At 47.1% G+C, this 24,225-nt stretch carries 20 protein-coding genes; 13 read left to right on the forward strand and 7 right to left on the reverse strand.

Annotated features, from left to right (window positions below):
• Positions 1-47 precede the first annotated feature (47 nt).
• Both KTO58_RS18995 and KTO58_RS19000 read right to left on the reverse strand, forming a co-directional pair.
• Positions 48-650 (reverse strand): thioredoxin family protein, encoded by a 603-nt coding sequence (locus tag KTO58_RS18995; RefSeq protein ID WP_157752857.1) that lies wholly within the window; start codon positions 648-650, stop codon positions 48-50.
• A gap of 85 nt (positions 651-735) precedes the next feature.
• The gene (locus KTO58_RS19000; protein WP_095837867.1) at positions 736-2,331 is read right to left on the reverse strand and encodes an ABC-F family ATP-binding cassette domain-containing protein; all 1,596 of its coding nucleotides are present in this window, start codon (positions 2,329-2,331) and stop codon (positions 736-738) included.
• 690 nt (positions 2,332-3,021) lie between these two features.
• On the opposite strand from KTO58_RS19000, the gene KTO58_RS19005 reads away from it, so the two are divergent.
• The 7 genes from KTO58_RS19005 to KTO58_RS19035 all read left to right on the forward strand — a co-directional run bounded on the left by KTO58_RS19005 (position 3,022) and on the right by KTO58_RS19035 (position 10,338).
• Positions 3,022-3,597, forward strand: coding sequence for an RNA polymerase sigma-70 factor (locus KTO58_RS19005; protein WP_095841493.1), 576 nt, complete (start codon positions 3,022-3,024; stop codon positions 3,595-3,597).
• Positions 3,598-3,606: 9 nt separating this feature from the next.
• Positions 3,607-4,611 (forward strand): FecR domain-containing protein, encoded by a 1,005-nt coding sequence (locus KTO58_RS19010; RefSeq protein ID WP_095837866.1) that lies wholly within the window; start codon positions 3,607-3,609, stop codon positions 4,609-4,611.
• 69 nt (positions 4,612-4,680) lie between these two features.
• Positions 4,681-6,432, forward strand: coding sequence for an STN and carboxypeptidase regulatory-like domain-containing protein (locus tag KTO58_RS19015; protein ID WP_095837865.1), 1,752 nt, complete (start codon positions 4,681-4,683; stop codon positions 6,430-6,432).
• Between the two features lie 131 nt (positions 6,433-6,563).
• On the forward strand, positions 6,564-7,631 hold the full coding sequence (locus KTO58_RS19020) for a hypothetical protein (protein ID WP_095837864.1): 1,068 nt from the start codon (positions 6,564-6,566) through the stop codon (positions 7,629-7,631).
• 53 nt (positions 7,632-7,684) lie between these two features.
• Positions 7,685-8,620 (forward strand): lysophospholipid acyltransferase family protein, encoded by a 936-nt coding sequence (locus tag KTO58_RS19025; protein ID WP_157752855.1) that lies wholly within the window; start codon positions 7,685-7,687, stop codon positions 8,618-8,620.
• Between the two features lie 261 nt (positions 8,621-8,881).
• Positions 8,882-9,481, forward strand: a complete 600-nt coding sequence (locus KTO58_RS19030) for a porin family protein (protein ID WP_095837862.1) — start codon at positions 8,882-8,884, stop codon at positions 9,479-9,481.
• A 383-nt stretch (positions 9,482-9,864) separates the two neighbouring features.
• Positions 9,865-10,338 (forward strand): Lrp/AsnC ligand binding domain-containing protein, encoded by a 474-nt coding sequence (locus KTO58_RS19035; protein ID WP_095837861.1) that lies wholly within the window; start codon positions 9,865-9,867, stop codon positions 10,336-10,338.
• Between the two features lie 7 nt (positions 10,339-10,345).
• Here the strand turns inward: KTO58_RS19035 and KTO58_RS19040 are convergent, their stop codons facing one another.
• The 5 genes from KTO58_RS19040 to KTO58_RS19060 all read right to left on the reverse strand — a co-directional run bounded on the left by KTO58_RS19040 (position 10,346) and on the right by KTO58_RS19060 (position 13,174).
• Positions 10,346-10,846, reverse strand: a complete 501-nt coding sequence (locus KTO58_RS19040) for a hypothetical protein (protein ID WP_095837860.1) — start codon at positions 10,844-10,846, stop codon at positions 10,346-10,348.
• Positions 10,843-11,328 carry a hypothetical protein gene (locus KTO58_RS19045; protein ID WP_095837859.1) on the reverse strand — a complete coding sequence of 162 codons (486 nt, stop codon included), beginning with the start codon at positions 11,326-11,328 and terminating at the stop codon, positions 10,843-10,845. The genes KTO58_RS19040 and KTO58_RS19045 overlap by 4 nt, the downstream gene beginning before the upstream one ends.
• Positions 11,329-11,332: 4 nt before the next feature.
• Positions 11,333-12,001, reverse strand: a complete 669-nt coding sequence (locus tag KTO58_RS19050; protein WP_095837858.1) for a suppressor of fused domain protein — start codon at positions 11,999-12,001, stop codon at positions 11,333-11,335.
• Positions 12,002-12,155: 154 nt separating this feature from the next.
• Positions 12,156-12,728 carry a DcrB/PsbP domain-containing protein gene (locus KTO58_RS19055; RefSeq protein WP_095837857.1) on the reverse strand — a complete coding sequence of 191 codons (573 nt, stop codon included), beginning with the start codon at positions 12,726-12,728 and terminating at the stop codon, positions 12,156-12,158.
• A gap of 113 nt (positions 12,729-12,841) precedes the next feature.
• A complete protein-coding gene (locus KTO58_RS19060; protein WP_095837856.1) occupies positions 12,842-13,174 on the reverse strand; it encodes a magnetosome magnetite crystal formation protein family in 333 nt (110 codons plus the stop codon).
• Between the two features lie 317 nt (positions 13,175-13,491).
• Here KTO58_RS19060 and KTO58_RS19065 point away from each other — a divergent pair, with 317 nt between their 5' ends.
• From KTO58_RS19065 to KTO58_RS19090, 6 genes are all read left to right on the forward strand, one after another.
• Entirely contained in the window at positions 13,492-14,295 is an 804-nt protein-coding gene (locus KTO58_RS19065; protein WP_095837855.1) for a LytR/AlgR family response regulator transcription factor, read from the forward strand.
• A complete protein-coding gene (locus KTO58_RS19070; RefSeq protein ID WP_225859828.1) occupies positions 14,276-16,708 on the forward strand; it encodes a two-component regulator propeller domain-containing protein in 2,433 nt (810 codons plus the stop codon). Before KTO58_RS19065 ends, KTO58_RS19070 begins: the two co-directional genes overlap by 20 nt.
• A gap of 1,203 nt (positions 16,709-17,911) precedes the next feature.
• Positions 17,912-18,793 carry a HesA/MoeB/ThiF family protein gene (locus KTO58_RS19075; RefSeq protein WP_225859829.1) on the forward strand — a complete coding sequence of 294 codons (882 nt, stop codon included), beginning with the start codon at positions 17,912-17,914 and terminating at the stop codon, positions 18,791-18,793.
• 276 nt (positions 18,794-19,069) lie between these two features.
• Positions 19,070-19,636, forward strand: a complete 567-nt coding sequence (locus tag KTO58_RS19080) for an RNA polymerase sigma factor (RefSeq protein WP_095837851.1) — start codon at positions 19,070-19,072, stop codon at positions 19,634-19,636.
• Positions 19,637-19,687: 51 nt separating this feature from the next.
• Positions 19,688-20,782, forward strand: coding sequence for a FecR family protein (locus tag KTO58_RS19085; RefSeq protein ID WP_095837850.1), 1,095 nt, complete (start codon positions 19,688-19,690; stop codon positions 20,780-20,782).
• 73 nt (positions 20,783-20,855) lie between these two features.
• Entirely contained in the window at positions 20,856-24,218 is a 3,363-nt protein-coding gene (locus tag KTO58_RS19090) for a SusC/RagA family TonB-linked outer membrane protein (RefSeq protein ID WP_198315186.1), read from the forward strand.
• The last annotated feature ends 7 nt before the right edge of the window (positions 24,219-24,225 follow it).

Here is a 24,225-nt window from a genome sequence, read left to right on the forward strand (position 1 = left end):
ACATTTACAATATATGCCACAAGTATCAGGCCAGGCGCAAGGTCATCTTATACCCGGAGTAGTGCTGCCAGTTCGCTTTGGACGGAGATGGTCCTATCTTTTGCGTACCAGGCATGTAACACTTCTGCTATCTGTGTGTAGTGCATTTTCTTTTCCTGCATCTCTACGAACTGTGCCTGCAATTCAACGGGGCGGGGCCCCCATACGAAGCGCTCTTCCATTTCATCATTTACGGCGATCAGGCGGGGGATGCTTTTGCTTTTTCCTTCGTAGAGATATTGCTGCATCAGGTCGGGATTTTCGTCGCGTAGCAGCAGCCGGAGTGTGATCTTGTCGGTCGCGTTGGCGATGGCGTTAAAGATGGGAACGGACTGTGCGGCATCGCCACACCATCCTTCGGTGAGTACAAGCCAGGTTTGGTGAGCGGTCAATTTAGACAGGGCATCCTGCATGGCAGGTGTGAGCGTTACTGTTTTTTCCAGCCGGCTCATGCGGGCGGCGTTGAGTTTGGCGTATTCGAGTATTTCGGGACCGGAATAGATCGTACCGGTTGTCTTTCCTTCTTTCAATAATCCATCGATCAGCGTTCTATACTGCTGATAATCCATGGCTTCTTCTACATAAATGGAATCTACTTTATTGACAGTCATATACTTACATTTAAACATACAGCAGCCCGGACGCCGGACTGCTGTATAAAGATACGTGTTTAAACACCTATCTCATAATATAGGACTATTGGAGGTGAATCTCTTGTGTGATACCGACTTCTTCCAGGAAGACGATATCGTGGGAGATGATTACGAGGGTGCCGTTGTAGGCAGCCATGGCCCTGGTGAGGATACTGAGGTTGCGCAAGTCGAGGTTGTTGGCCGGTTCATCTAGGATGATCATATCTGGTGTATTGTTCCTGACCATGATACAGCAGAGGGCGAGGCGTAGTGTTTCGCCGCCACTGAGTACGCTGCAGGGTTTGTGCCAGGTATGCTGATCGAAGAGGAAGCGGTTGAGGCGCACTTTGAGTTCATGATCGAGGAGGCCGCCATCGTTGAAACTTTCCAGCTGTTGCAGAACGGTTTTGTTGCGATCGACGAGGGAATATTCCTGGTCGAGCAGTACCCGCTGGCAGTCGGCCAGGTAGAGTTCACCCTGTGCAGGGGGTCGGTTGCCCATGATGAGACTTATCAAAGTGGATTTGCCGCTACCGTTGTCTCCGGTAATGGCTACTCTGTCGCCGCTGTTGATCTGGAAGGACAGTGGTTGTGACCAGAGTGTGCTATTTTCCCGGAAGGAGACATTGATGTGATCGGCTTTGACCAATATTTTGCCGGCGTGCAACCTGGCGTCGCCGAAGTCGGTGCGCATGTTTCCCTGCAGGAGTTCCTGTTCCCGCAGTTTATCCAGTTCTTCTCTCAGGCCAGTCAGTTTTTTTTCGTGTACTGATTTTAGTTTGGCCGAAGACAATTCTGCCCGGTTGCGGAGGGTATTGATCAACCCTTTGGGAATGTTGTTGGTCTGTGTTTTTTTGACGCCGCGGTTGGTATCATTTTGTTGCTGTTCGAATGTCTCCTGTTGTTTGCGTTTGGCAACGCGGACGGATTTTTCAGCATCGGAGAGGCGTTGCTGGAAGGCCGCTTCTTCTTCCGCTTTTTTCTCCAGGTAGAAATCGAAGCCACCGCCATACATTTTGAGACCTGCGGAGGTGAGTTCGCAGATATGATCGCAATACTGCAGGAGTTGGCGATCGTGGCTGGCGAGCCATACCTGTGTTTTGTTGGTGGTGACCCAATCGTATAGCCGTTCGCGGGTGGAGGTATCGAGGTGGTTGGTGGGTTCGTCCATGAGGACGAGATCTGGTTGCCAGATATCGATGCCTGCGAGGAAGGTCCTGGTCTTTTCTCCTCCACTAAGTGAGCTGAAGCAGTGGAGCAGCCCGATATCTTGCAGTCCCCAATCGGAGAATGCCTGCCGGCAGCGTTCTTCGAGGTCCCAGTCATCCTGCAGTTCTTCAAAATAGCGGGCATCCGTGTTGCCTTCGAGTATGGCCTGGAGGGCATCGAGCCGGGAGGCGATGCCTAAGGCTTCTGCTACGGTGAGGTCATTATACTGGCCGAAGTGTTGTGGTACATAATAGACCTGGCCTTCGTGCAGCACGGCGCCATCTGCCGGTGGTAGTTCTCCTGCGAGTATTTTAAGCAAGGTGGATTTGCCGGTGCCATTATCTCCAACGAGCCCGGTGATCCCTCCTTTGCCTATACTAAAGTGCAGGTGTTGAAACAAAGGTTTTCCGGAGGGAAGTATGAAGCTGAGATCTTGTACTGTCAATAACATAAAAAACGGGATTGGAGCGTGAGAAAATGGCGGCTGAGCGCATGATGGTCTGGGTGGTGGAAGAATTGTTCCGCATGATTGACATGATTTTATGGTGAAAAAATGAAATGACAGGTTTGAAGGCTGGATATGTGCCAAGCTTTGCAATACGGCAGGGTCCCTGCGGTGTTAGTTAGTTAGAATAAATAATATAATGAGAATGGGTCTCGCGGATTGCGAAGTGGCTGGGCAGCCTATAGATATGTGAGTACGATTACTTCATGATGGGGCAAAGGTAAGAAAATCAACGGAAAGATATGCGATGGCTATAGAAATGATATACGAATGTTATACGAATGATACGGGAGAGGTGGACGTGAGTTATAAATAACTATATGTCAATTACTTGGAATTTAAAATTTATTATATACAACTGATATTCAGGGCCTTCCGCTTGTCGTTTGATTATTTTACAGGCTTTATTGATGGCAGGTATGGGAGCTATGCCAAAACAAGGAAAAGGGTCAGCCGATGCTATATATTTTATTTTTTGGACATAATTAATAAAGTGATCTGTAATAATCTGCTTGATTTTATATTATTTGCAGGCGGTAGCGTGGGGGTAAAGAGGCCATGGTGTGTCTTACATTAAATGCGCCTTTTGAGATGAGAGAAGGAATTATATTTGATCTAAGATATCAAGCAGCACGAATGGAAGTAAACGATTCGGGTCATATACAGGCATCTCTGGACGGCGCCGGGGAGATGGCATTTGAAGAAGTTTTTAAAAGTCATTTTAAGAGCCTGCACTCTTATGCTTATACCATAGTGAAGGATGATATTATGGCGGAGGAGATGGTACAGAATGTTTTCTGCAAGTTATGGGAGAAGACGGGGAAGATCCAGATACAGCAATCGATAACGGCTTATTTGTATAAGGCGGTTTATCATGAGAGTATCAATTATCTCCGGCATGAGAAGGTGAAGGCCGCTCACCAGTCTTATACCAAACACCATGGGAACCAGATTACGGAGAACGCATCTAAGAAGGTGATGATGCGGGACTTGGAGGAGCGGTTGGACAAGGCGTTGCAGGATCTTCCGGAGAAATGTCGAACGGTATTCCAGATGAGCCGGTTTGACGAGTTAAAGTACCAGGAGATCGCTGACCGGCTGAATATTTCCATCAAGACAGTTGAGAACCAGATGGGGAAGGCATTGCGATTATTGCGGCTGAACCTAATCGATTTTTTACCTGCCCTACTATTGTTATTGCTCAATCTGTAAACTTACACTGTGAACAAGCATTCTACACATATCGACGATGATCTGCTGGCAAAGTACCTGTTAGGGGAAGCCAATGCCGCCGAGCAGCAGGCGGTCCAGGAATGGGTGGCCAGTGGCGACGAGCAAGCTAATTACTTTCATCATTTCCAGCTGATCTGGGATCAGAGTAAGCAGTTGGGGTCTACCAGGGAGGTGCATCCTAATGATGCCTGGAACCGGTTCCAGCAGCGTATACAGGATAATGCGACCCGTCCGCGTATCATACAGTTACAACCTTCGCGTCCTTACCGTAAATGGCTGCGTATTGCGGCGACGGTAGCGGTATTGGCGGTAGCGGGATGGCTGGTATATCACTTTACGGGCAGGGGTATGCAAGGCAGTGAGATGATGGCATTGCGTACACAGGACAATGTATTAACGGATACGCTTTCTGACGGTTCTATTGTAACGTTGAACAGGCAGTCTGCCATCTCCTATGAAAAGACCTTCAAAGGGGAAGTACGGGCGGTAACATTGGAAGGGGAAGCGTTTTTCAGCATTGCCAAGGACGAGAACAAACCTTTCATCATTCATGCCAATGATGTGACGGTAAAGGTGCTCGGCACTTCTTTTAATGTGAAGAGCGGAAAGGAGCAAACGGAAGTGATCGTGGAGACGGGCATGGTAGAGGTGAGCAAGGAAACACATAGTGTGCAGTTGAAGGTGAAAGAGAAGGCTACTGTATATAAAGATCAGGCGGCACCGGTGAAGCAGGAGAACATAGACGAGTTGTACAACTACTACCGTACGAAAACATTTGTATGTAATGAGACGCCTCTCTGGAAGTTGGTGGCTACTTTAAATGAAGCTTATCATGCCAATATTGTAATAGGCAACAGCCAAATAAATGATTTACCTTTGACAACGACCTTTCACAATCAGTCTCTGGACACTGTGCTGATGATCATTCGTCAGACGCTCGGTGAAGAGAATGTGCAGATCGAGCGCAGGGGTCAGCAAATCATTTTAAAATAAGCTCTTCAAGCCTACATGCACCACCGATCTTTTTTTAAAGCCATCGTTTTTATTACCCTTACCGTTTTGATGTGGCATAATAGCCAGGGGCAGCAACTTCTTAACAAGACCATAACGATGAATGTTAGCCGGCAACCGCTGGCTAACGTGCTTCAGACCATAGGCCGTTTAGGCAATTTCACTTTTTCTTACCGTAGTAATATTCTGCCGGCGGATAGCCTGGTGACTGTGAGTGTGACCAAGAAGTCTGTACGGCAGGTATTGGACCAGTTACTGGACGGCCGTTGTCAGTATAAGGAGACGGGGGGATATATCATTCTGCAACCGAAGACCGTAGCCTTAAATTCCGGTTATCTGGTGAGTGGTTATGTGGTGGATGGGAAGACGGGGATACGCATTGTAAATGCCAGTGTGTATGAACGACAGCAGTTGATATCTACCCTTACCAATGAGCAAGGTTATTTCAAATTACGCCTGCGGGATCGCTATCCTGCGCCTACGCTTAGTATCAGTAAGGAATTGTATGCGGATACGCTGCTGAAGGTGACACCTGGTCAGGACCAGGAGCTGACGGTGCAGATCACGCAGGTGACACATTTGTTGAAACCGGTGGTTATAAAGCCCGGGGTGGAAAAGAACTTCCTGAGTAGGATGTTCCTCTCGCCGAAGCAGATGGTACAAGGTCTGAACATTTCTAAATTCTTTGCCAAGCAGCCTTATCAATTTTCTATTGCGCCTGGGTTGGGCAGTCATGGGAAATTGAGTACGCAGGTGATCAATAAGGTATCTATCAATCTTATTGGCGGTTATACTGCCGGTGTCAATGGTTTTGAGCTGGCTGGTGTCTTTAACATTGTCAAAAAGGATGTGAAGTATGCACAGTTTGCCGGGTTGTTTAACGTAGTCGGAGGTAAGGTGCTTGGAGTACAGGTGGCAGGGATGCATAATAACGTGCTGGATTCTTTGAGTGGGGCGCAGATCGGGGGTCTGAGTAACATGCTGAAAGGTAAACTGAATGGAGTGCAGATAGCCGGCGCTTACAATCGTGCGGATGGCAGTGCGGATGGTGCGCAGCTGGGTGGCCTATTGAATGTAATGAAGAGCAATGATTTTAATGGTGTACAGATAGCGGGTGGTGGTAACATCAGTGAAGAAACCACCAAGGGGGTGCAGATAGGGTCGTTGTTCAACTACGCGGGTAATGCACACGGTACGCAGATATCAGCGCTGGCTAATATTTCGAAAGGTGATCTCAAAGGGGTGCAGATAGGATTGTTTAATTCTGCCAAGGGACAGCATGGTGTGCAGGTGGGATTGATCAATGTATCGGATACTTCCAGTGGTTATAGTATTGGTATTTTCAACATTGTACGTAAGGGGTTGCACCAGGTATCGGTTTATTCGAATGAGATCACACATGTGAATGTTGCATATAAGACGGGAACGCGTCGTTTGTACAGCATTCTTTTTGTTGGTGCGAATGTAGATTTTTCTCAAAAGGCGTTTACTTTTGGTTATGGTATAGGCAAAGAGTTCCAGTTGGCGAAATCGCTGGCGCTTTCGGGAGAGTTCAGTTCGCAGACGGTATATATGGGCGATTGGGAGAATCCGCCCACTATTACGCGTTTGCAGGCGGATATACATTACCGTTTGAGCAAGCGGGTTACCTTATTCGGTGGGCCAGCTTTCTCTATTTATGAGCCTAAAGAGATACCTGCCAAAGCTGGTTACCAGGCGGAGTTTCCCGGTAGTTATAGTGCCTTCCAGATCGGAAGTATCCGCGCCTGGGTAGGATGGAGAGTAGGTATTTCGTTGTTCTGATCTACCGTATAAATTGGATATAAGCAATTGATGTCAGCCATTTCCGGCTGGCATTTTTTTTATGCATAAAAAAATGAGGACCTTATAGGGGTAAATATTTTTCGGGGTGTCTTAATTCCAAATAACAGCATATGAACCGAAAATATATAAAGACACTTATGCTGCTCTCTTTAGCAACGGGAGCAATGGCACAACAGAAGAGCAGTAATCTCCATATAGGTTTTGTATATCCGATAAGTAGTAATGGCTCGGCAGCAGCTCAGTATACCAATAAGACTTCCCTTCATCTTTTATCTGGTTTATCTTATGCAGAGAAGGGTTTTGCGGGATCGGGTATTGCTACTATTGTGAAGGATAGTGTACGTGGTACCGCGATTTCTGGTATTACGAACCTGGTGGGTAATCATGCGAAAGGGGTATTGCTGGCAGGTATTTACAATGGTGTACGTAATGATATGAAAGGTGCTCAGATAGCGGGTGTTGCGAATGCCAGTAAAACGATGGAAGGTATTCAGATGGCCGGTATTACTAACCTTGCCGACAGTACGAATGGCACGCAGCTGAGCGGCATTTTCAATAGTGCTCCCAAAGGAGAAGCGGGGTTGCAGATCGCGGGTATTGCGAATTATGCTTCGCAGGTACATGTACAGATCGGGGGGATATTGAATAGGGCGAAGAAGGTAAAAGGAGTGCAGATTGGTTTGATCAATATAGCTGACAGCAGTGAGTATTCAATAGGTCTTATTAATATTGTGAAAAATGGGGAGAAGTCCATTGGTTTGAGTATAGATGAAACGGCTACGGGGCTTGTTACTTTTCGTTCCGGCGGACGGCGTTTGTATGGTATATTTGGTGCCGGATACAATTTCAAAAGTAAGCAAACATTATACGCGTTTGAGGCGGGAGTTGGGTACCGTTTGCCTGTAGCTGGTGGGTTCCGTATGAATTTTGAGATTGCCAACATTGTGTTGGAAGATTTCAAGAAAGGCAGCTATAATAAAGCAGCCGGGCGCATCTATGCCGCATATCGTTTTGGAAAACGCTTCGAAATATACGCAGGTCCGACATTTAACTATCTGTTTATTACAGATGATCTTGGCAAGGACCTTGTGAGTAACTACATTCGTACCAAGATGAGAAACGGGCATTTTGAGGGCACTTACATTGGTGCATCTGGTGGCGTGCAGTTTGTATTTTAATGCCGCCTGTGACAGGTATTACAAATGCCGTGTCATTAGCAAAAAGAAGACACATGAGGAATATAGCGATACAGGCTCCTGCGGGGTCAAGGATATGGATCAATATCAAAAGTTTCATACAACAGTTGTTTCAGTTCGTTGGTTACCAGTTGATATTCTGGGGAGCTTATACGATGAGCTTGTTACCACTGCGGGTACTTTATGCGATATCGACGATGGTGTATTTTCTTGCGTTCCATTTGTTAAAATATCGTTATAGTGTAGTGATGCAGAACCTGTCAAGGTCATTGCCTGACATGACCTATGCGGAGATCGATTCGATCGTTAAGCGGTTTTACAGACACTTCAGCCGGTTGCTGGCGGAGATCATCAAGATGGGATCTATTTCTGAGGGGGAGATGATGCGCAGGGTGCGGGTCGTTAATCCGGAGTTGCCGGCGCATTATGAATCGCAGGGGCGTAGTATTATCCTGATGATGGGTCATTATGGTAACTGGGAGTGTATGAACATTTTGCCCAAACATTTTAAGGCGCCGATGATGGCGGTATATAAGCCACTTTCGAGTGGAGTATTTGACCGGCTTATCAAACATTTCAGGAGTCGTTTTGGTATGCAGATGTTGCCGATGCAGCAAGCGGCGAGATATATGCTGCAGCGTAAAGATGAGCCGACGATGTATATTTTTATTGCGGATCAATCTCCTGCTCCGGAGGCGAAGTGCCAGTTGGATTTTATGAACCAGGAATCGTTGATGTTTGATGGAGCGGAGAAACTTTCCAAGGCTACGGATGCTGTAGTTATATATACGGAGTTGATGCCGAGTGGTGATGGATATTGGGATGTACGTTTTTCTTTACTATCTGATGCCCCTTCTCAAACTTCTTCCGGGGAGATCACCGCTTTATTTGCGCGGGAACTGGAAGCTACCATTAGTAAAGCCCCTCAATACTGGCTATGGACACATCGCCGGTGGAAACACAAATTATAATCTTCAACTTATGTTATCACTACTTATCGTACTATCATCACTGTTAGTACTGTGGATACTATTGGCTATAATATTGCTGATACAGTTGTTATTTCGTTTTCATGCTACCAGTGAGTAAATCATAAAAAAAACAAAAAATATCCGCAGGCCGTAGGGGTATTACTTTTCACAGACGTTATATCGTTGTAGCAAAACAAGCCAATTATAATAAAGAATATACACAACGACATCTTACTAAACATTTTTTAAACGACACAAAACATGAAGAAGCAAATCATTTTTGCAACAGCGGCTATGCTGTTGTCCCTGGCTAGCTATGCCCAATCCAGTATAGGAATTAAAGCTGGTCCTAATTTCGCCAGTGTGCGAGCGACTGGTGGTGGAAAAACGGAGACTACCAAATTACAGGCAGGTATGCAGATTGGTGTATATGCTGATTTCAAGTTAGGGAATGACCTGTTCATACAACCTGGTCTTATGTATGAGAGTAAAGGTGGAAAGATCAAAAATTCTGATTCCAAATACAGACTAAATTACCTGACATTGCCGGTAGACCTGGTATTCAAGCCAGAGGTAGGCAGTGGCCGTTTGGTACTGGGAGCAGGTCCATACCTGGGTTATGCATTATCCGGTAAGTTGAAGGGTGTAAAGGATGCAGCTGATGTTAACTTGTTCAAGGGTGATAACAAGATGAAACGTTTTGATGCGGGTGCTCATTTCCAGGTGGGTTATGAGCTGAAGAGTGGTCTGACCCTGGGGCTGAATGCAGAGCTGGGATTGCTGAATTTGAGCAAGGTAGACGGTGGTAAGTTCCGTAATACTTCTTTTGGTGTAACTGTTGGTTATACATTACACAGATAAGATACCGGTGCGGTGCCGGACCTGATGGTGCGGCACCGCTGACCTAAACCTACGATCTCTTAACGCTAATAGTATGCTTATCACACTCCTTGTAATCAGGCTATTTATTTTTTGCCGGAAACATTTTCGCAAGAAGGTGGCGGCAAGGGGTGGTTATGCTACCAACTAATTTTACCACTATCAACATATATAGCACCGGGCTGCCAGTTTCTATTGGTGCCCGGTTTTTTTATGCAGTTGTACTTCAGGCCGAGTTTATTTTATTTGTTCTTCCTAATTTGCGCTCATTGAGCGAGTTAAATATGTGCAGCGACCCTATAATAATTTGATTTCATTCAAAAATATTACCTATTTTTGAACAAACACCAAAACACGGCCAAATAATGACCAAAAATTTGAACATTGACAAATTAGACCGTCAGATCATTGCCACCATGTCTGAAAACGCCGAAATCTCCTATGCCGAATTGGGTAAAAAGTTATTTGTATCTGCCGGGACCATTCACGTTCGTATTAAAAAATTGCATGAGCTGGGTATTGTTATTGGTACTAAGTTGCATGTAGACCTCAAAATGCTGGGTTATGATGTAAATGCCTTTATTGGTATTTATTTAGAGAAGAGCAGTTTATTTGAGCATGTTGCGAAGAAGCTGCGTAAGATACCGGAGATCGTGCGATTGAACTATACGACAGGTAGTTACAGTATGTTTGCGGAGATCGTATGTAAGGATATTACGGAGTTACGGAATATTCTGCAGGATAAGTTGCAGCATATTGAAGGTATAGAGCGTACGGAGACATTGATTTCGCTGGAGGAGAGTTTCAGCAGGTCTTCTCATATTGAGGTGGTGGATTGATTGTTTTTTACACGTCCCGGAAGGGAATTTTCTGGCGGATGCAGGTATTTAGTAATGCATCGAGTAGTTTGTTACGGTCTTCCCGGTTTATACCGACGAGGCTAAAGCCATATTTTGCCCCATTATACATATGAAATGTGCAATAATTATATAGCCGGAACACATTAAACAGGGATATTGTACTGAGGTTTACTGTACCGGGGTAATAGACGACTTCTGTGACCTGGGACAGGGATATTTGTCCGTGCCGGTTTCCTTTCATGAAGAAGAGGGTATGTTCTGATAGTTCGATCCTGGAAGGGGTTTGCCAGTAGTAGCGAAAATTGAGTGGTAGCAGAACTATTATTGTACCAAGCAGAAAAAGGAGTCCTATCAGTATGGCGGCAGGTAGTGAGTGGTGTAGTATGGTGGTCCATAATATGGTGATCAGCAGGGGGACGAGGGCGGTGATAGCGAGGGCGCTGTATAACAAATTATGGCTACGATGTACTACGATGGGTAACTTCATTTCGGTGACAATTGCTGGAATTGCTGAAAGTTAAAAAGAAAATCTTCGAAATGAGCGGGGGATTCGAAAGCAATTTCCTGTAGTCTGATTTTTCCTTCGTGGTGGGAGATGAGGAGGGAGCGCATTTTGTTGTATACTGTCATTTGGGTTTTGCTGATATCTTTCCATCGGAGGAGGACGACCTCTTCGCCGATGCCTTCTGGCAGTTGGATATCCTGTTCATCGATCCGGATGATGCGGACTTTATCGACGAATTTGCTTTTGCTGATGAGGGCGTTGGTGATCATTAGTAGTCCGAACAGGAAAAATATGCTCAGGAAGAGGTAGTTGCCCCAGGTTGGGAACCGATGTCCGGCGATGCCGAAGCCCCAGCCGCTAAGGCCCGGATAGAGGGCGCCGGCAGCGAAAAGCAGCCCTACGGCAAGCAGGGCAGGCACCGGTGGTTTTGGGGTCCGGTAGTTATAGGTTTTCCAATTGATCATGGTTTTATACGACACTTATTTGCCTATCGAGGTCACAAATAAGGAGTGGGTTATTTTGTTTTAGCCGGTCTATTATGGTGGCGGCATCGATCTGTTTATCACGTATCATATTTATTTCTTTTTCGGTGACACCTACCAATTGGAGGAACTGGACTCTTCCGTGTGGTGTCATTATTTCTGGCAGTTGTGGATCTACGATAAAGATCAGTCCGTGGATGAGGGTATCATCGTTGAGTTTGATGGGTCCATTAGCGGGCATCCAGTGAAAGGGTTCGAACCAGTTGCCGGAGGAGAATACGTACTTAGCGATATTTTGCAGTAGTGATACGGCCCATTTGGAGTCGGTTTCTACCTCCCAGCCATTACGTGGTTTGAGGCGGAAGGTGAGTTCGAAGCCGAACTTGCTGAAGTCTTTGCCCAGGCTTTCTTCATCATAATAGAGTGATGAGAATCCGTAGGTGATGAAATGCCAATGTGGGCTGCCGCCTGCTTCGGAAGCATATACGCTGATACCATCGATGGGGTCTTCTCCTCCCAACATATGTTTGAGGATGGTGCCCCAATGTGTAAGGGGTTGTTGTTCGCCGTATATGGGTAGTAGTGCGGCGTCGATGGCGTCCCATCCCGGCGCGCCTTCTTCCTGGTATTTCTCTTTATACGCTTGAATATCCATATTGATAAATTTAGCTGGCAACAAGTTATGACAGTTTATTTGCGGAGCAGTTGCTGACGGTGGTCTGTCTGCTTTGCGCAAGCGGTGCTGACGTTCGTTTGTCAGCTTTACGGAGCAGGTGCTGACGGTGATTTGTCAGCACCTGTTCTTTTTATCAGATCTTCATGGAGGTCAGTGCCTCTTTAAATTCTTTTTCATACTTGCCTTGTTCTCCTTTTGGGGAGGTGCAGGTGACCACGTACGCGATCTTGTTTTTAGCGAAGACGTATACTTTTACGTCTACTTCCTGGTCGGAGGGGTTGTGAGAGTATTCCATCCAGTTGACTTCCTGGCCGTTGATCTCTTCTTTACCGACTCCTTTTTCCTTGAAGCCCTGCATCATGCGGCTCATGGTCTGGCGGTTACGGTTAAAGTATTCGTCCATGGTGCTGCTATTCATAGCTTCGGTAACCACTACTACGTTGGTACGGAAAGTCATACCAGGTTTGAGGGGTTCGAAGAGGTAGGTGATTTTTAGTCCGCCTACGGTGGTATCTATTTTCTCCCAGTTGGCCGGCGGGGTGATCTGGAAGGTACCGGTACCGGCGTTAATGCCGGGAGCTTTGTCGACGATCTCCTGGATCTCGGCGGTGGCTTTGTTTTCGGAAGTTTTGTTCTTACATGCGGGCAATGCTAACAGTGATGCTGCGATCATCACTACAGCGACCAATGGGGCATGTTTTTTCATTCTCATGACTTTAGATTTTATAGAGATAATTGATTAAGAGTGGTTTTTCCCTTTGATTCCTGGTTTTTCTGTTACTGGCGCTATTATTATCAATTATTGTACCGTACCTGAAGTTAGCCCAGAAAACCAAATTTGTGTTCAAAGAGTTTTCCGATGACGGGGACCGGGCTGCGGGCTTCGTTAGCGGCAGCTATCATTCCGAAGATCATCAGGATCAGGGGTACGAAAGAAACGAAGGAGAGGATAGCGGCGATAGCGGGGACCAAGTAGGCGATGATGGTGATGGCGATGCTAAGGAGTATTCCAAAGATAAATACGCCCAGTGCCTGTTCGAGGTGGTACCTTACCAATGGGTTACGCCCGGGTTTATCTTTGAATTGGAAGTATGCGATAATCCAGCCGATGATGGTGAGGTAGGCGATGATAGCTAATGTTTTGTTGTTCATTATACGAGGTTTTTGAGAGTGAGTGAATAGGAGGCAAAGATATCGGGGAGGGTGTACCTGCCCATAAAACACGCATCTACAAACCATCTACTGGGGGTGTTAGCAAACGTCTACAAAACACTTAAAGTGTTGATTATTATATTATTTAGACATTCCTATTATACGCATACCAGCATTATATCCCTATGGGAGCGAGTATCCGCATTTATTTGTTAACTTGCTGTAGCTGCATGCTGGTGCCGGAAGATGTGCTAGCGCTTATCAACCAATGAGGAAAAAAGAACCCATTTTACCATAAAAAAATCCCCGCAGATCTGATGTCCTATGTAACTGACAAGAAGGTCAGCTTTCTAATTGTCGATGATGAGAAGGAGGCCTGCAAGAACCTGAAGAACCTATTATATACGTATGTGGATCCTGATATTCACATTGCTGGTATTGCTCATACTACGGAGGAAGCGGTGCAGCAGATCACTCTTTTACAGCCGGACGCGTTATTTCTTGATATTGAGATGCCCGGGGAGAATGCTTTTGGTTTTCTGGAGCGGATCTATCCTTTTTCTTTTGAGATCGTGTTTGTGACGGCTTATGACGAGTACGCTATCAAGGCGTTCAAACTGAATGCGGTAGATTATTTATTAAAGCCGATTGACATTCCGGAGTTGGTGAATGCGGTGCGGAAGGTGGAGGAAAAGTTGCGTTACAAACACTTGCACTGGGATGTGGATAATACGTATGGTAAGTTATCTAAGCAGATCAATGGGAAGGCGAAGCCGCAGCAGATCACTTTAAAAGATAACAACTGTATAGAGATCGTAGATTTTAAGCACCTGATCTATGTGGCTGCCAATGGTAGTTATTCGCGGATATATTTCCAGAAGGGGAATGTGGTGAAGGATATTATCTTGAGTCATTCGATTGCTGAATATGAGGAGTTATTGCCGCCGGAGTTGTTTTTCCGTATTCACAAATCTTACCTGGTGAACTGTATGTATGTGCGGCAGATCATTAGGGAGGATAATCCGCAGGTGATGGTTGGTGATACGAAGTTGCCGGTGGGCAGGCGGCGATATGCGGCGTTGATGACATATCTTAAGAACAATGAGTTTTCTGTTGCGTAGATACTGGCACATCCTTATCCTATGTCTGCTGGGGCTTACTTCCACGGGGCCTGTTAGGGGGCAGGATTTTACTATTCTTCATTATAGTACGGAGACGGGTTTGCCCGCTAATATAGTGTATTCGTTGCTCCGGGATCATGCCGGCTATTTATGGTTTGGTACTGACAAGGGTATTTCGCGGTACAACGGTATCCGCTTTGAGACGCTGACTACTTTTGACGGTTTACCTGACAACGAGATATTATTTATCCAGGAGGATAGGTACGGGCGGCTATGGATCTGTACGTATACGGGAGGTGTTTGTTATTATGAGAACGGGGTGTTTCATACTGCTAAAAATACGCCGATGCTGGAGTGGGCGGCGAAGTTGCAAGGTATTCCGCGGCTGGCGGTGGAGCAGGACGGCAGTATGACGATTGCGTTTCCGGAGCTGGGTACTTTCATGAATGTGGACGGTATGCATTGTCAGCGCTTCTCCCCTCCTGCTGTGGCGGGTGACAGTGTTTCGTTCATCCATGTACGGAAGCTGGGCGTGAATCAGTATGAGCTGATCAGAAACGGGCAGCGGATCAGGATAGACAGTAACTACCGCCGGCTGGTGGTGACGCCTTTGTCTGTTGAGGGGCCATTATCTTATGTGAGGAGTGAGCGGACTGGTTACCTGTCGGCTCCGACCGGTATTTATACACTGGAGGGCCGGCCTTTGCTGGCATTGACGGCGGTGGACAGTCCTAAGTGGACGGCTATTAAGAACCTGTATTATGATCAGCACAATACATTTGCCGGCACGCATGATCAGGGGTTGGTGATCAATGGCATACAGCATATACTGCAGGACTGTAAGATTACGGGGGTGACACAGGACCCGGCAGGCAACTATTGGGTGAGTACGCTTACCAACGGTGTGTATACGTTTGGTAAAGATTTTTTGCAGACGAAGACTATCAAGAATGTATACGAGGGGGATATCAAATTTGCATTTACGGACGAGGGTACTTTATTCTTTACCACTGCCAATAACAACCTGTACCGGTACCAGGATGGGGTGGTCAGCAATCTTTTTGATTATTCCCGGTACCGGGGTAAACAGTTCAAGATAATTATGGAACCTGGCTTTCTGGAAGAGAACGGGGAGTATCATAGTTTTTATGGTAAGGATCATTTTATACTGGATCAGTTACATGCGGTGCATCCGAGGATCCGGCGTAACAAGATATTAACGGATGAGGCGGATGTGCGGAATTCGGATGTGAAGACGGAAGGGAGCAGTATTAAGTCTATCTTTTTTTCTCCCCGGCGGATATCGTTGATGCAGACGGGGCATAAGATCATTTTTATTGACCGGGCGCGGGCATTGGCAGGTGGGGAGACTTATTTTGAGGGCAGTGATATCAACCAAGGTAATGATCGGATCATTTCTATGGCGGAGGACGCATCGGATGCTATCTGGTATAGTACGCGTAAGAGCATTTTTAAGATCAGTAACGGGAAGGCGGTGCAGCAGCGGCAGTTTGCCGGTATGACATTTAAGCGGTTCTATATTTCGGGGAGTTACCTGATTGGCATTACACATGATAACAAGTTGATCATCTGTAATAATATTAACGGGCAGATGCGGGCGGATACGGTGCTGGATCATGACTGTATTTGGAACCGGGGTTACCGGCTGGATCCGTCCCATATGTTATTCAGCAGTAACAAGCAGTACCGTATTGTTACGTTACGGCCATCGCCGGATACGCCGGCTTATGATATTGCTGCAGTAGAGGACCCTTATATCCCTACGCAGGCGGAATATATTACGGCTGACGGGGAGCAATGTTATTTTTTCAAGGGAGGGGCGGTGACGGCTGTGGGGATTGCGGGGTTGTTGCAACGGCCGGCTCCTCCTGCGCCGGTCTTTACCTATATCAAGACGACGGATAGTATTTACAATACTTTGCCGGGGCGGATGTTGATCCCTTATGAGGAGCGGCGGAACATCAGTATTGGCTTTTCTGCGTTATCGCTCAGTAGTAAGGATGTGCGGTATGAGTATAGTATCTCCAGGGATGAGCATGATGACTGGCAGTTGGTAAAGGGGGAAGAGATTAACCTGTTGTCGCCCGGTTATGGGGATTACCAGATCAAGATAAGGGGTAAGAGCTTATCGAGTGATTATAGTGTGCCGGCGGTATTGTTGTTGTCGATTGCGAAGCCGTTCTGGGCATCGTGGTGGTTTATTACTGCGGTGGCGGCGGTGGTGATTTCGCTGGTGTGGGTGGGGGTACGTTACCGTATCCGCTATTTGATACGTAAGCGGGAGCGGGCGCATGCGACGGAGATCAAGTTCATGCGATCGGAGTATAAGGCATTGAATGCGTTGATGAATCCGCACTTTATATTCAACTATGCCTCAACATCCCTTGCATAACCCCTCTTCACACTTTTTCCTCTCCATCTCATTACAAAAAAACCCCCATCACCCCTTCTCCACATCCACAACTCATCCTTCCTCATTCACTAAAATCCTCCTTACTCACTCCCCCCAAAAATTATCTACCAACACATCCTATTCTCTAATCTCAACCTATCTATTAATCCAACTACAATCTCAATCATCTCCTTATTCCAATTCACTATATCATTTCCCAAATATTATCTCCCAATTACTCTCCATTACAACTCCCCTTTAATCATTCTTCTTACCTTTCCCACCATATTTACAAATATACATCTCCTTTCAATATACACTCCTTACTTTCAACATACAATTTACACTTCCACCTCTACCCCATTCCAACCCACCTTCACTAAAAATCTATTCCCCACACTCTCCTTTAATCTCCCTAATCTTAATATCCATCACTCATACCTAAATCTAATTCTTTCCAACCTTCCCCCCTCATTTTCTCTTACCCATTCTTCAATATTCTTAACCCCCCTCATTACACATCCTCTTTCTTAACACAAACCACTCCTTTTTATTCACAACATCCAACTATTACCCTAACCCCCCCCCTACCTAACCCCTAATCATCCCATTAAAAAATTACAATATTTTTATTCAAACCCAACTATACCTCCATCACCATAACCAAACTCAACACCCTCCTTCTAACCTTATCCCCCACCCCAAAAACCCCTAACATTCCCTACCACCCCCCCTTATAATCATTTTTTTATACATCAAACTTCTCTCCCCACCTTACCCCTTCACCCCTTCATACACTCCCCAACAAATAAATCACCCCCCCCCAACAACATCTCATTTAAATAATTCCAACCATTTCACATATCTTTCATTACATACTTAACACCATATCTCCCCCACACACACACCACATACCTTTCTCTTATCCCACTATAACCCCCCCCCTATAACCACCTCATCCATCTCTCCAACTCCCACAACAATATATTCCACCTTACCCTACAATACAATTCCACTTTCCCCCCAACAAACAAATCACTTCCCCTCCCCCCACACCCCCCCATAAACACCCAATATTATTTTACCCCCCTATAGGCCCACTTCTATTCTCCCCCATTCCCCCCCCCCCCCCCCCCCCCCCCCCCCCCCCCCCCCCCCCCCCCCCCCCTGGCTACGCCGGCTATTACATCGGAGATAGACCGTTTGATACAAGGGAATGGGGTGGCGGAGAATGAGATTGATGCGACGGATTCTTACCGGCAGTTGGCGGAGAAGGGGATGATAGAGATTACGGATCTGCCGGCGAGCACCAGTAATTTATTATTCTTTGACTACATCGGCATGCCTTACAATGAGCAGGTATTTGCCAAACCTATATTGGTATTTGGGGCGGGCGCCGGTGGGGCCAGTATTGTATATCTGCTGTCGCAATTCGGGTTTAAGAACATTACGGTTGTGGATGATGACAAGGTTTCTTTTTCTGATGTGGAGCGGACGATGGTGTATAGGACGGAGAATATAGGGCAGCGGAAGGTAGATGCATTGAAGGAGATCATCGGGACGAATTTTGACAAGGCGATACGGACCCGGGTGAAGGTTACGACGACTTATGAGGGGATAGATTCGCTGGTGAGCGATGTATTGCCGGCGTTGGTGATCAAGGCGGCGGATCCGCAGCTTTCTTTCCGGCTGCATCTGAATGATGTGTGTGTACGATATGGTATCCCTTTTGTGAGTATGGCCTATGCTTATGAGTATTTGAAGGTGGGGCCATTTATCCTGCCGGGGATGACGAGTTGTGAGCAAGGCATCAATCGCCAGTTAAAGCATACCTATGGGGGGGAGAAAGGTTTTGAACATCATGAGAAGTTGTATGAGAAGTATACGACGCACCCTTCTGTTTCTTTCAATATCAACATATTAGCGAACCTGGTATTGAAGGATATCCTTTTTTTCTTTGCGAACCGATCGGACAAGATGCAATCGCTGGGGCGGCAGTTGCTTTTCAACACGTTGGATTTCAAGGCTTATATGAGTGATATTCCCTATTGCGGGGCGGATTGCATCTGCCGGAAGCGATCGTAAACAATATGGTACCGTTGGTAAACTGTTTTTGGCGGGGTTGTTATCTGCTATTACATTAGTTATAAGATGCCAATTGCTTAATGGATCTGTCACTATTTATCTCCCTGTGCTTATTTTTCGTCCATTGGCCTGTTTTCTGTGTTGGCGATGTTCCGGTCCTTTTTATTATTGTTTGGTTGCTCTGATACCGGTGGCGGGTGCTACCGGTATTGGGAGTTTGGGGAGGGACTTGCCGGTAAATTGTGAAATCCGGTGAGATTATATAATTTAGGGCGTATGTCCATCGAGGAAGAAAACAGGGTTCATTGGGAGCATATCCGTCAGGGAGATGAGCAGGCCTTGTTTGCTTTGCATAGTAATACCTATTTCCATTTGATGCGATTCGGGTTGCAGTTGTGTGGTGATGATGAGATGGTAAAGGACTGTATCAACCAGTTGTTTTTGCAGTTGTGGGAGAAGCGGCAGCGGTTGTCGGCGGTGGTGCAGGTGCGGGCGTATTTGTTTACGGCTTTGCGGCATCAGTTGTTTGATGAGCAGGCTTACCGGTCGAAGATGGATGATGCGATACACCGGTATTCGGATGGGGTTGCTCCCAGTGAGTTATCTTATGAGGAGATTATTATTAGTGTGCAGCAGGATGAGGAGGTAAAGCGGCGGTTGCATGGGGCGATGGCACAGCTTACACCCCGTCAGCGGGAGCTGATACAGCTTAAATTTTTCGAAGGTCTTAGTTATGAGCAGATTGCGCAGCAGACATCCCAAAGTATCAAGACTGCGTATAACACCATTTACGATGCGATCAAGGTGTTAAAAAAATTATTAAAAAATCCCGGTATTTCTTAGGAAAAAGTTTGTTTTCTTCTGTCAGTATAAAAAGGGCAGGATGACTTGTCTATGGATATAAGAGATTACGACATAGAAGATTTTGTGTGTGATGAGGGTTTCCAGGCTTATTGTCTGGGGAGTCGTACTACTGATATTATTTTTTGGGAGCGATGGATATCTGAGCATCCTGAGCAACGGGGGGAAATACAAGAAGCCAGGCGCCTGGTGGCTATGCTGAGCGGCCACCAAGGCAACCGGCTGCAGGAGTTAAAAAAACTGAGAGAAGGGGTTCGACAATCGGGCTTTTTGCAAGCGCAGTTGTCGTTGCCTGAGCGGCGATCCTTGGTAACTGTCACACGTTTTTATCATCGGCCTATATTCAGGTATTTTGCCGGGGCGGCAGCGATCGCCGTAGTACTGCTGGGCACCTGGCTTTGGTTTCGTCCTATTTCTCCCTCTGCCGTTACGACGGTTTTTCCTGTTATCTACAAGACCAGCCATACGCCGAGGCAGACCTTTGTGTTGCCTGACGGGAGTGTTATTACGTTACGGGCGCATAGTTCTATACAGTTGAACGAATCTTTTAATCAATCATCCCGGGAGATCACTTTAAAGGGGGAGGCATTTTTTGATGTACATCAGGACGATCAACGTCCCTTTCTAGTACATACGGAATCATTTGACATTACGGTATTGGGTACGGCATTTAATGTGAGTGCCTATGCTGACAGTAGTTATAATGCGGCAGCATTATTCAGGGGGAAGGTAGCGATCCGGTTGGCGGGACGTTCGGGGGATAACATTATACTGGCGCCTCATCAAAAGCTGGTGATATCGAAGGATGCGGTTATTGCCGACAGTGGGCAGCAGGTAGGGGGGCCGGTGAAGGTATTGCCATTGAGTGAGCAGCGGGCGGCGGTGCCGGTGGAGTTGCAATGGCTGCACAAGCGGCTGGAGATCGAGAATGAGCCACTGGAGGAGATCGCGCAGAAGCTGGAGCAGTGGTATGGTATCACGGTTCGGTTTGCGGATGATCGTGTAAAGCAGTATCGTTATTCGGGCATTTTTGAGAGCGAGAATGTATTAAGCGTGCTGGAAGCGCTGCAACTCTCCTATCCTTTCCAATTCAGCGTAAAGGACAACATCATTACCATACGTCAGTAGCTATTGTCTAACAGCTAACTATAGAGCTGACATGCCTTCTATATAGTATCAGAAACAGTACTCAACCAAAAGAATGAAGCACACAACAGTTTTCAAGGCGCCTATACCTGGGGGCCATTACATCAGCCTGCGGCTGCTTGCCATGAAATTATCCTTATTACTGATCTTACTTACCTGTCTGCCAGGCTACGGCAAGAGCTTTGCGCAGGAGAAGCTGCGATTGCAGCTGCGGGAAGGTAGTTTACGCCAGGTGTTGAAGGCGGTAGAGCAGCAAAGTAATTACCGATTTGTTTTTCACAATGAGACGTTGCCGGTGCACCGCAAGGTGAGTATCTCTGTTACGGATGCTACGTTGGAGCAGGTGCTGAACCAGGTTTTCCAGGGTACGGGCTTATCGTACACGGTGAAAGATGACGGGTTGGTGGTGATCCATGCCAACGGGATGGCGGTGCAGCAGGCGGTGCCCCTCAGTGGTGTGGTGACGGGTGCGGAGAATGAGGCGTTGCCCGGGGTGACTATCCGGGTGAGTGGTACCCAGGCGGGTACGACGACGGACGGTAACGGGCGATATAATCTGTCATTGCCTGCGGGGGCGACTATGCTGGAGTTTTCGCTGGTGGGTTATGTAAAGCAGCAGATCGCTATTGAGAAGCGGCAGGTGATCAATGTATCGTTGCAGCTGGATGTGCGCACGCTCAACAGTGTGACGGTGACCAGTTATGCCAGTTATACCCGTAACCGTTCGGCCAGTGCGGCGGCGGTGGTAGGTTCGGACAAGATCAACCAGGTGCCGATGGCGACGGTGGACCAGGTGTTGCAGGGACGGGTAGCGGGGCTGAATGTGTCGTCTGGTTCGGGACAGCCTGGTACTGCCGCCAAGGTGGTATTACGCGGCGTGGGTACTATCAACGGTAATTCATCTCTTTTATATATCCTAGACGGGGTGCCGGTAGAGCCGAACTATCTGCAGGCGATCAATCCTGCGGACATTGCGAGTGTGACGATCTTAAAAGATGCGTCCTCTAAGGCGCAGTATGGTTCGAGGGGATCTAACGGGGTGATGTTGATCACCACCAAGAAGGGTACGGCGGGTAAGTTGGCGTTGGAGTACCGGTCGCAATATGGTTTTTCGAAGATGACTACTTCGCGTACTACGATGATGAACACGCAAGAGCGGTTGCAGTTCGAGAAGGAGATCGGGCAGGAAACGGGCAGGACTATAGGACCAGGTTGGGCCTACTCGAAGGATAACCCGGGGTATGCTGCATTGCCTGTGACTACGCAGCGACGTTATGATTTTATGCTGGACAGTATTGGTCATGTGAATGCGAACTGGCGTGATCTATTATTGCGTACGGGTCGCTTTATGGAGCAGCAGCTGAGTGCCAGCGGCGGTAATGAGCAAGTTCGGTTTTATACCTCTCTCAATTATTTCAAGCAGGACGGTATTGTGATGCGTTCGGGGCTGGAGCGGTTGACGCTGAAGAACAACCTGGATATCAATGCCGGCCGGCTGACCGGTAATCTGAACCTGTCGCTCGGTTATGCGGCATCCAGCTTTATAGAGCGGGAGGGCAGCAGTAAGATTGCCAACCCACTGGCGGCTACGATGTATGCATTGCCCTATGAATATCCATATGCTGCGGACGGCACGATGATACTGCCTAACAATGCCAGTCAATACAATGCCTGGGGTGACCAGGAAGGTGCGGTGGCGTTGGAGGGGATGCAAAATACTTCGAACAAGACCAACCAGATCAAGGGTATCCTGAGCGGATCGCTGAACTATAGTCTGGGTACTGGTTTTACTGTAAAAACGCGGGTAGGTATTGACTTCAGGGAGAATACGAACCAACGTTATATCAATCCGGATTCTTATTCTGGTGGCCGGGTGGATAACGGGCAAAAGGGTGCATTCGGGGAAGGTGTGAACCGGAACTTTGGCCTTATCACTACTTCGGGATTGACGTATGCGAAACAGATCGGCGATATGCATGATATAGAGGTGTCTGGTTTTTACGAATACAATACGAATCAATTGCGTGCTTTTAATTATGAGGGATATGGCATCAACGGTAAGTTGCCGGAGACGCCGGCGGGTGTTACACCGGGATCGCCAGATAACGGGTTTATTCCTACGTTGGGTGGCCGCCGTGAGCAACGCGGGTTGGCTTCCTGGATAGCGGTAGGACGCTATACCTTTATGAACCGGTATACGTTGAATGCCAGCTATCGCCGGGATGGATCATCTACTGTACCGGCGACTAACCGCTGGCATGGCTTTTATTCTGTGGGTTTGAGCTGGGAGGCGAAGCAGGAATCTTTCCTGGCTAATGTGAAAGGGATCAATGACCTGCGTTTCCGTGTGAGTTATGGTACTACTGCCAGTCCTTTTGATGCTGCCTTTGGTTATTCGGCGACTTTCGGGCTGACCTCTTATAGTGGGGTGAGTGGTATCCGACCTATCAAACCTGGTTATGATGCTTACGACTGGGAATATGCCAAGGAATTCAATGCCGGTTTTGACCTGGCGGTGCTTAACAGCAGGTTGCGGCTGATCGCGGATATCTATAATAAGCAGACCACTAACCTGTTTCTGGAGCAGCCTTTATCGCTGACATCTGGATTCACTTCTCAGTTACTGAATACGGGTAGTATGCGTAACCGTGGTATAGAGGTGGATATACAAGGGGATCTGATCAAGCATAAAAACTTCACCTGGAATGCCGGGTTGAATTTCGCGTATAATAAGAATACGATCACGGACCTGGGTACGGCAGGTGAGTTTGAGCAAGGTACGACAGGTATTGTGCGTGTGGGCATGCCTTATGGTACGCACTATGCTCCTAAGTGGGCGGGTGTAGATCCTGCGACGGGAGATCCCCTGTATTATACCCGCGACGGTAAAAAGACGACTAATTATAATTTCTCTGCGTTGAGTGTGGCGGAATTTGGCACTTACATTCCGCCATTGACCGGCGGTTTCAGTACGGGTGTGAACTGGAAAGGTATTTACCTGAATGCACTTTTCTCTTTTGCTGCCAAGACCTACCGTTATAACAACGAGGATTACTACAATGAGAATCCCAGCTTTTACAGCAGCAATCAATCTACGCGGATGTTGTACGACCGGTGGAAGCAGCCTGGTGATAATGCCATTTTGCCGAAGTTCAGTGCCAGGCGGAGTTTTTCTTCCCGGGATATACAGGATGCATCTTATATCCGGTTACGTAATGTGAACCTGGGGTATAATGTGCCGGCGGTGTTGCTCAGCAAGTTAAAATATGTGAAGGGGATACATGTATTTGTACAGGCGCAGAACCTACTGACATGGACGAAGTGGAAGGGTTTCGACCCTGAGGATGATAATGGGGAAGCCATGTTTGACTATCCCAGTGCGCGGACGTATACAGCAGGATTGAACATTAATTTTTAACGCTGGC

Origin of the sequence: Chitinophaga pendula (genome assembly GCF_020386615.1) — a bacterium.
GTDB lineage: Bacteria > Bacteroidota > Bacteroidia > Chitinophagales > Chitinophagaceae > Chitinophaga > Chitinophaga pendula.